Origin of the sequence: Streptomyces atratus (assembly GCF_040655115.1) — a bacterium.
GTDB lineage: Bacteria > Actinomycetota > Actinomycetes > Streptomycetales > Streptomycetaceae > Streptomyces > Streptomyces atratus_D.
In genome coordinates, this window is sequence record NZ_JBFAJH010000065.1 from 25,355 (window position 1) to 34,009 (window position 8,655).

An 8,655-nucleotide genomic window follows, 5' to 3' on the forward strand; every position below is an offset into this window, starting at 1 on the left:
CCCCGGCACCGGGCGGGCGGACCTCACGCGGCTCGCTGGGCCGGTCGTGACGGGTGGAAGAGCCAGACACCGGGGCGGACTTCGAGTGGGATCGAGGACGCCACGGCCGTCTGGCCCGACGCGAGTGTCACGCGGAGGGCGGACGCCGTGCGCCGCGCGTACTCGGTCCAGCGGTGGTCGCCGGCGGAGCGCGCGGCGCTCTCGCACTCCTCCAGTCGGGCGAGTGCCTCCTCGTGGCGGCCCTCGCGTTGCGCCACCAGGGCCAGTCCGCGCAGCGAATCGGCTGAGCCACGCGCGTCGTCGACCAGCCGGCTCACAGACAGGGCGCGCGCATAGACGCGCCCGGCCCGCGCGACCTGCCCCATGGCGAGGAGCGCGTCCGCCTCGGCGGACAGACAGCGGCCCGCCGCCACCCGGTCACCGTGGCGGGTGAACAGGTGCCAGGCGAGGCGGTACCGGTCGATCGCCAGTGAGGTCTGGTGGCGCTGCCAGGCCAGGTCGCCGAGGGAGCGCAGGATCACGGCCTCCGCGTGGACGTCACCGGACTGGCGGGCCGCGTCCAGCGCGAGGTCGTGCGTCGCCTCCCACTCGTCCCACAGGGCGCCCGCCTCGTAGTAGCCGGCCGTGGCCGAGGCCAAGGAGCAGCACAGACTCCACAACCCGGCCGCATGGGCCTGGCGCACGGCCTCCGACAGGCCCGCGGACTCCTCCTGGAACCACCGCAGCGGCGCGTTGCCGACCACCTCCTCGGGGGAGATCGCGGGCAGGGGTTCGGCCTCGTACGTGAGCCGTTCTCTGCCGGGCGCCAGTTGTGCGTCCGCGTGCCTGGCCAGGGTCAGGAAGGCACGGCACAGCCGTTCCGCGGCCGCGGGGCCTTCCTGTGGGGACTCCTGGGCGAGCACCTCAAGGGCCAGCGAGCGCAGCAGCGCGTGGAAGCCGTAGCGCACGGGGGCCAGCCGCCCCGGCCGCCGCTCTGCCTCCAGCAGATGAGCCTGCACCAGTTCTTCGGTGAGCCGCTCGGCCTCCACCGGGTCCGTGGCGAGCAGCGCGGTCGCGCTCCAGGGGGCGAAGTGGGGCAGCGCGGCCAGCCCGAGGATCCGGAAGGCGTGCCTGGCCTCCTCGTCCACGTCGTGGTAGGCGGTCAGCAGAGTGCCGCGTACGTCGAGATCGCCCAGTGCGAGCGCGGCCAGCCGGGTCCGCTCGTCACGCAGCCGCCGGGCGAGGCCGGCGGCGGTCCAGTGGGGGCGGGCCGCGAGCCCGGCGGCCGCCACCCGAAGGGCCAGCGGCAGCCGGCCGCAGAGCCGGACGATCTCTCCTGCAGCCTCCGGGTCGTCCCGCATCCGACGGCCGCCGCACGCCGTGAGCAGAGCCTCGGCCTCACGCGTGGAGAGCACGTCGAGGGGCAGGTGCTGCACGCTCTCCAGCGCGCCGAACATGTGACGGCTCGTCAGGATGACCGTGCTGTCGGGCACGGCCGACAGCACCGGCCGGACCTGTGCCTCCGAGACGGCATCGTCCAGGATGACGAGCATCTTGCGGCCCTCGGTGCGTCCGTGCAGCAGCTCCGCGAGTTCCATCTCGGACGACGGCAGCGGTTTCGCGCCGGAATCCGCTGCCGTTCCCGCGCCCGTTCCCTGCGGCCCGCGCAGTCGTCGCAGCAGGGTCGCCATGGCAGTCCTCGGTTCGACGGCTCGCCCGTCGGCGTCCCGCAACGTCACCAGGACTCGTCCGTCGGGGAACCGGTCGGCGGCGTCGTGGGCGAGTCGCACGGCCAGCGCCGTCTTTCCGGCGCCCGCCCGGCCCGACAGCACGAGCACCTTGTTCCGACCCGGCGGATCGCCTGCCAGCAGCCGCTCACCGAAGGCCAGTTGCTCCTCGCGTCCGATGAAGTCCGCCACGGCCGGCGGTAGCCACACCGTGGACCCCGCATCCCGGCCGTACCCCGCGAACCCGCCGGCCGACCCGCCGGTCGACCGGTCGGCCGGGCGGTCGTCGGATCCGCCGACGGGAACGAGCCGGCGCTCCGGCTCACCGTGCCAGGCCAGGGAGGGATCGGAGGCGAGGATGCGCTCCTGCAGTCTGCTCAGCACCGGCCCGGGCTCCACCCCCAGTTCGTCGACGAGTGAGCGCCGCGCCCGGTGATAGACCTGCAGGGCGTCGGAGTGCCGCCCGGACCGGTAGAGCGCCACCATCAGGTGACAGTGCAGCGTCTCGCGCAGCGGATGTTCGTGTGCCAGGGCCATCAGCTCACCGACCAGTTCATGGTGCAGCCCGAGCCGCAGATCGGCGGAGATCCGCTGTTCCAGCACCTCCGCGCGCAGTTCGTTCAGTCGGATCGCGGAGGTCTCCAGCGAGGGTCCGTGCGGTATGCCCGAGAGCGCGGGTCCCGTCCACAGCCCGAGCGCGCGGCTCAGCGTCCGCGAGGCGGCCTCGTACTCGCGTCGGCCGTACGCGGCCCGGCCCTCGGCCCGCAGCGACTCGAAGACGGCCAGGTCCAGTTCCTCCGGGGCGACCCGCATCAGATAGCCGGGGGGCCGGGTCAGCAGGGGCTGCACCGTGCCCGTCTCCACCGTGGTTCCGGTGTCCTCCAGCAGGGTCTTGCGCAGCTGGGACACATACACCTGGAGGGTGGTGGTGGCCGTGCGCGGTGGCCCCGCACTCCACAGTTCGTCGATCAGAGCATGGGTCGACACCACCGTGTTGCTCTGCACCAACAGGGTGGCAAGGACCGCGCGCGGCTTGGCCGCGGACGGCGTACGAGGCGTCATGTGCACAGGGCCGAGTACTCGGTATCTCATCGCGCGGCTCAGCAGTCCTGCAGCACGGACGCGGCGACCCGCGCCACGACCCGGCTGCCCTGGAGGAACGACAGCCGCAGCTCCGCCACCGGTCGGCCCGCCGCGTCCCGGCACACCCGCCCGTCCGAGCGGCGCACTCCCTCCCGCACCGTGCAGTGCAGCGGCAGCCCGGGCTCGGCGAAGCCGCGGAACGAGGCCTGCCATCGAGACAGTACGGCGTGCGAGGGGACGAAGCCGCGCAGCTCCGCGGCGGCGAGCAGCCCCACCTGGCGGGACACCTCCAGGAACAGCATCGGCGGCACGTCGTTCGGCGCGTCGGCCTCGAACCGCAGTTCGGCGGCCGCCCTGGCGTCGATGGGGAAGGCCAGTCCGTCATGGCCGTCCGCTCCGGTGTGCTCGGGCAGCCCGATCAGGACGTTACGGCTGTCCCGGTGACCCACCTGTTCGGGCAGCGGCACGCCCGGGGACGCCTGATCACCGTGCCCGGCGGCCATGGACTCCTCGCTCTGCCGCCGTCCGAGTTCGCGATGGCTGTGGTAGACGCCCTGGGCGAGGAAGACCAGCCGGGCCGAGGCGGTGCCACAGCGCTCGCCGTCGATGGAGACGGCGGCCTCGCACTCCAGGCCGCGCGGCACGCCGCCCACGATGTCGAGGGGCGTCATCCCGAGTTCCAGAGCGATCCCGGCCCGCATGTCGCCGCGGCGCCAAGCGTCCAGGCGGGTGATCTCGGCGCTGCCGGAGGCCACCACGGGGTGCCAGCTCGCCGGCACTCTGAAGTACCGGCGTGCCGCGAACAGCATGGTCTGGCGCAGTGACTCCACGGGGAACAGCAGATCGTGGTACCGCGACACGGAGTCGCCGAACAGCGGGTGTTCTTCGGGTAGTTCTGCGGAGAAGGTGAAGTTCTGCCGTGTCGGCGCGGTCGCCTTCAGCAGGAAGGCCTCGGGGCTGGCCGGCCTGTGGACCAGATGGTGCGCGCCGAGGAAGGAGGGGGAGGGCGCGGTAAAGGTGTCCATGGGATGGGATTCCTTTGCGGCGGTGTCCGGCGGCTCTGCGGAAACGCTTGCGGGGTACATGCGTTTGATGGGGTGCACGTTGCCCGACTCCGCTGAAGGACCGGGGAAGCCGCACTGAAGTGCGAGGGCCGGCGTCACCCGCACCCTGGACGCTCAGCCCGCTTTGACCGGTTCTCCCCCGATGATCGGGTGGTCCTGGGCCAGTGGTTCCGCCCTGCTCGCACCGCCGGGCGCTCCGGTCGCGGCGAAGACCTCTCGTTCGGCGGTGAGATAGCCGGACCACTCGTCGGGCAGGGCGTCCTCGTAGAAGATCGCCTCGACCGGGCACACGGGCTCGCAGGCGCCGCAGTCCACGCATTCGTCGGGGTTGATGTACATCTTGCGCGGACCTTCGTAGATGCAGTCGACGGGACACTCGTCGACGCAGGCCTTGTCCTTGAGATCCACGCAGGGCTGGGTGATGACGTACGTCATGAGTTCTCCACGGTCCAGCTGTCGTTGCCGGTCAGGAGGGCGGCGAGGTCGCCCTTTCCGTACTGCTCGACGGCGGTCTCGAGCTGGTCGGACATCCGGGCGTCGTAGACCGGCCGGGCGACGGACCGGAAGACGCCGATGGGCGTGCGGTGCAGGGTGTCGGGGTCGGCGAGGCGGGACAGGGCGAACGCCGCGGTGGGGTTGGGGTGGTGGGCGTCATGGACGAGGATCTGTGCCTCGTTCTCCGGTGTGACCGTGACCACCTTGAGGTCGTCGGTCGACGAGTCCCGTACGACGCCCTGGGAACGGTCGGCGCCGAAGCGGATCTGCCGGCCGTGCTCAAGGCGGATGACGGCCTCCTCGGCCCGCCGGCGGTCCTTGAGGGCGTCGAAGGCGCCGTCGTTGAAGACGTTGCAATTCTGGTAGATCTCGACCAGGGCGGTGCCGGGGTGGGCGGCGGCCTGCCGCAGCACGTCGGTGAGGTGTTTGCGGTCGGAGTCGATGGTGCGTGCCACGAAGGAGGCCTCGGCGCCCATGGCCAGGGACACCGGGTTGAACGGGGCGTCGAGTGAGCCCATCGGGGTCGATTTGGTGATCTTGCCGACTTCAGAGGTCGGGGAGTACTGGCCTTTGGTGAGGCCGTAGATGCGGTTGTTGAAGAGGAGGATCTTGAGGTTGACGTTCCGGCGCAGCGCGTGGATGAGGTGATTCCCGCCGATGGACAGGGCGTCGCCGTCACCGGTGACGACCCAGACGGACAGATCGCGCCGTGAGGTGACCAGGCCGGTCGCGATCGCGGGGGCCCGGCCGTGGATGGAGTGCATCCCGTAGGTGTTCATGTAGTACGGGAAGCGGGAGGAGCAGCCGATGCCCGAGATGAAGACGATGTTCTCCCTGGCCAGGCCGAGTTCGGGCATGAAGCCCTGCACGGCCGCCAGGATCGCGTAGTCGCCGCAGCCGGGGCACCAGCGCACTTCCTGGTCGGACTTGAAGTCGCGTACCGAGAGCGGAACTTCCGCCTTCGGCACGAGCGACAGTGCCTCAACGGGCATGGACGGCCTCCTTGAGAACGGTGGCGAGCTGCTCGATCTTGAACGGCGTTCCGTCGACCTGGTTGTACGAGACCGCGTCGATCAGGTACTTGGCCCGCAGCAGGGCGGCGAGCTGCCCGAGGTTCATCTCGGGGACGATCACCCTGTCGTAACGTCCCAGAACCTCCCCGAGATTGGCGGGGAACGGGTTGAGATGGCGCAGGTGGGCCTGTGCGACCGGGTCGCCCGCCGCGCGCAGTCTGCGGACCGCGGCGGTGACGGGTCCGTAGGTGGATCCCCAGCCCAGGACGAGAGTGCGGGCGTGGTGGGGGTCGTCGACGGCGAGGTCGGGGACGGTGATGTGGTCGATCTTGGCCTGGCGGGTGCGGACCATGAGGTCGTGGTTGGCCGGGTCGTACGAGATGTTCCCGGAGCCGTTGTGCTTCTCGATGCCGCCGATGCGGTGTTCCAGGCCGGGGGTGCCGGGTACGGCCCAGGGGCGGGCCAGGGTCAGCGGGTCGCGTTTGTAGGGCCAGAACGTCTCGGTGCCGTCGTCCAGGGTGTGGTTCGGGCCGGTGGCGAACTCCACGCGCAGATCGGGCAGTTCGTCGAGGGCGGGGATGCGCCAGGGTTCGGAGCCGTTGGCGAGGTAGCCGTCGGAGAGCAGGAAGACCGGGGTGCGGTAGGTCAGCGCGATCCGGGCGGCCTCGATGGCGGCGTCGAAGCAGTCCGCGGGGGTCCGCGCGGCGATGACGGGTACCGGGGCTTCGCCGTTGCGGCCGTACATGGCCTGGAGCAGATCGGCCTGTTCGGTCTTGGTGGGCAGGCCGGTGGAGGGCCCGCCGCGCTGGATGTCCACGACCAGCAGCGGCAATTCCAGTGAGACTGCCAGACCGATGGTCTCGGACTTCAGTGCCACGCCGGGGCCGGAGGTGGTGGTCACGGCGAGGGCACCGCCGAACGCCGCGCCCAGCGCGGCGCCGCTGCCGGCGATCTCGTCCTCGGCCTGGAAGGTCCGCACGCCGAAGTTCTTGTGCCGGGACAGCTCGTGCAGGATGTCCGAGGCCGGAGTGATCGGATACGACCCGAGGTAGAGCGGCAGGTCCGCCTGCCGGGACGCGGCGATCAGCCCGTAGGACAGCGCCAGGTTCCCGGAGATGTTGCGGTACGTGCCTGAGGGGAACGCCTTGGCGGCAGGCGCGACCTCGTAGGAGACCGCGAAGTCCTCGGTGGTCTCGCCGAAGTTCCAGCCGGCCCGGAACGCGGCGACGTTCGCCTCGGCGATGTGCGGCTTTTTGCCGAACTTCCTCCGCAGGAACGCCTCGGTGCCCTCGGTCGGCCGGTGGTACATCCACGACAGCAGACCCAGCGCGAACATGTTCTTGCTGCGCTCGGCCTCCTTGCGGGTCAGACCGAAGTCCTTCAGCGCTTCCACCGTCAGTGTGGTCAGCGGCACCGGATGCACCGCGTAGGCCTCCAGTGAGCCGTCCTCCAGCGGTGAGGCGGCCCAGCCGACCTTCGTCAGCGCGCGCTCGGTGAACTCGTCGGTGTTGACGATGACCTCCGCGCCGCGCGGCACATCGGCCAGGTTCGCCTTCAGCGCGGCCGGGTTCATCGCCACCAGCACGTCCGGCGCGTCACCGGGGGTGAGGATGTCGTGGTCGGCGAAGTGCAACTGGAAGGAGGACACGCCCGGCAGGGTTCCCGCGGGTGCCCGGATCTCGGCGGGGAAGTTCGGCAGGGTCGACAGATCATTGCCGAAGGACGCCGTCTCCGAGGTGAACCGGTCACCGGTGAGCTGCATACCGTCACCGGAGTCACCCGCGAACCGGATGATCACCCGGTCCAGACGACGGACCCCGTGAGCCGGACGAGTCGTTCCGTCCGTGTCCCCGGGGGCGCTCGTGTCACTCGTATGAGTCGTGTCAACGGCCACCGGCCGCTCCTTCCCGTCGACGCAGCTGGCTGCCTGCCGACGCACGGTACTGAGCGACCCTTGTGACCGGCCAAAGCCGCCTGACCCCGATCGGCGGATGCCTTCACGGCAGCCAGTCCGCGTCCCTGGCGATGCGGATCGCGTCGACCCGGTTACGCGCGTTGAGCTTGGTGACGACGGTGGACAGATAGTTGCGCACCGTGCCTGCCGACAACCGCAGCATGGAGGCGATCTCCCGTGCCTCCGTGCCTTCCGCCGCGAGCCGCAGTACCTGGGTCTCCCGGACGGTGAGGGGACTGTCGAACTCTCCCCAGGCAGCCAGCGCCAGTTCCGGGTCGAAGGCCCGGTGACCCGCGGCCACCCGCCGTACGGCGGCGGCGAGTTCGGCGGACGGGGCGTCCTTGAGGAGATAGCCGGAGACCCGGGCCTCAAGGGCCCGGCGCAGGGTGCCGGGCCGGCCGAGGCTGGTGAGGATGAGGGTGCGGCACTGGGGGAGTCGTTCGCGCAGCTGAGTCGCGGCCGACAGACCATCGACGCCTGGCAGATCGATGTCGATGACGGCAACCTCGGGCCGGTGCTTGAGTGCCATGTCGACGATCTCGTCCCCGCGTTCGACCTCACAGACCACGTCGAGATCGTCTTGGAGATTCAGCAGAGCAACCAGGGCGCCGCGGACCATGTTCATGTCCTCGGCGATCAGTATCCGTATCATTGAGCTCCCGTCTGCGGTCCGTGAGGGGCCGGATCGTGGCGAGGTGTCGTGGTCCGCACCGTTGTTGAGGGGGTGCGCGGTCATGCGGCTGATCCATTGGTCGGGAACTTAAACTCCCTTATTCCCGCGGATAGTTTCGCGGATGTTTCCGATCCTTTTCTCGTAGGTACTTCGGCGAGGAGGCGGAATGTGCCGTCTTTTCCGTGGCTCGATTCGAGGCGTCCGCCTATTGCGGTCATGCGTGCGTGAAGGTTACCGAGTCCGTTGCCGCTGTGGGGTGCGGCGTTGTGGTAGGCGGGGTCGACGCCGTCGTTCTCGACCACGAGGCTGACCAGACCGCCCTGTTGGACGGCTGTGATGCCGCAGTGCGTGGCGTTGCTGTGTCGCAGGAGGTTGGTGACGGCTTCGCGCAGCGTGGTGGCGAGTGCGGTCTCGACGTGGGGGGAGAGTGTGCCGAGTTCGACCTGTACCCGTACGTCGATGCCGACGGCGTCGAGCATCGTCTGCGCGGTTCCGATCTCCTGCTGGAGTGAGATGGCGCGGTAGCCGCTGGCGGCTTCGCGGACGTCGGTGAGGGACTGGCCGGTGATGGTCAGGACTTCGTTGATCTCTTTCATGGCGCGGTCGGGGTGGGTGGGGATGAGTTGGTGGACGAGTTCGCTCTTGAGGGTGATGGCGGAGAGGCTGA

Annotated in this window: 7 protein-coding genes; all 7 read right to left on the reverse strand. The window is 70.1% G+C overall.

Translation table 11 applies throughout. From position 1 onward, the window contains the following. Nucleotides 1-23: 23 nt before the first annotated feature. Nucleotides 24-2,768: an AfsR/SARP family transcriptional regulator gene (locus AB0I23_RS36845; protein WP_359116586.1), complete on the reverse strand. Its 2,745-nt coding sequence runs from the start codon at nt 2,766-2,768 to the stop codon at nt 24-26. 38 nt (nt 2,769-2,806) lie between these two features. Beyond that, nucleotides 2,807-3,814, reverse strand: a complete 1,008-nt coding sequence (locus AB0I23_RS36850) for an AfsA-related hotdog domain-containing protein (RefSeq protein ID WP_359116589.1) — start codon at nt 3,812-3,814, stop codon at nt 2,807-2,809. Between the two features lie 153 nt (nt 3,815-3,967). Beyond that, complete coding sequence (gene fdxA, locus AB0I23_RS36855; RefSeq protein ID WP_359116591.1) at nt 3,968-4,288, reverse strand: ferredoxin; 321 nt, start codon at nt 4,286-4,288, stop codon at nt 3,968-3,970. Continuing rightward, entirely contained in the window at nt 4,285-5,340 is a 1,056-nt protein-coding gene (locus AB0I23_RS36860; protein WP_359116594.1) for a 2-oxoacid:ferredoxin oxidoreductase subunit beta, read from the reverse strand. The genes fdxA and AB0I23_RS36860 overlap by 4 nt, the downstream gene beginning before the upstream one ends. Further along, complete coding sequence (locus AB0I23_RS36865) at nt 5,330-7,168, reverse strand: 2-oxoacid:acceptor oxidoreductase subunit alpha (RefSeq protein WP_359116606.1); 1,839 nt, start codon at nt 7,166-7,168, stop codon at nt 5,330-5,332. Before AB0I23_RS36865 ends, AB0I23_RS36860 begins: the two co-directional genes overlap by 11 nt. A gap of 190 nt (nt 7,169-7,358) precedes the next feature. Further along, a complete protein-coding gene (locus AB0I23_RS36870) occupies nt 7,359-7,967 on the reverse strand; it encodes a response regulator transcription factor (RefSeq protein ID WP_359116596.1) in 609 nt (202 codons plus the stop codon). An 80-nt stretch (nt 7,968-8,047) separates the two neighbouring features. Further along, nucleotides 8,048-8,655 (reverse strand): sensor histidine kinase (locus AB0I23_RS36875; protein ID WP_359116598.1); only part of this gene is annotated, 608 nt, incomplete at its 5' end.

Bases quoted from the DNA above. Each gene is read 5' to 3' on its own strand.
- AB0I23_RS36860 (WP_359116594.1), bottom strand. From the start codon at position 5,340: ATGCCCGTTGAGGCACTGTCGCTCGTGCCGAAGGCGGAAGTTCCGCTC.
- AB0I23_RS36870 (WP_359116596.1), bottom strand. From the start codon at position 7,967: ATGATACGGATACTGATCGCCGAGGACATGAACATGGTCCGCGGCGCC.
- fdxA (WP_359116591.1), bottom strand. From the start codon at position 4,288: ATGACGTACGTCATCACCCAGCCCTGCGTGGATCTCAAGGACAAGGCC.
- AB0I23_RS36845 (WP_359116586.1), bottom strand. From the start codon at position 2,768: ATGACGCCTCGTACGCCGTCCGCGGCCAAGCCGCGCGCGGTCCTTGCC.
- AB0I23_RS36850 (WP_359116589.1), bottom strand. From the start codon at position 3,814: ATGGACACCTTTACCGCGCCCTCCCCCTCCTTCCTCGGCGCGCACCAT.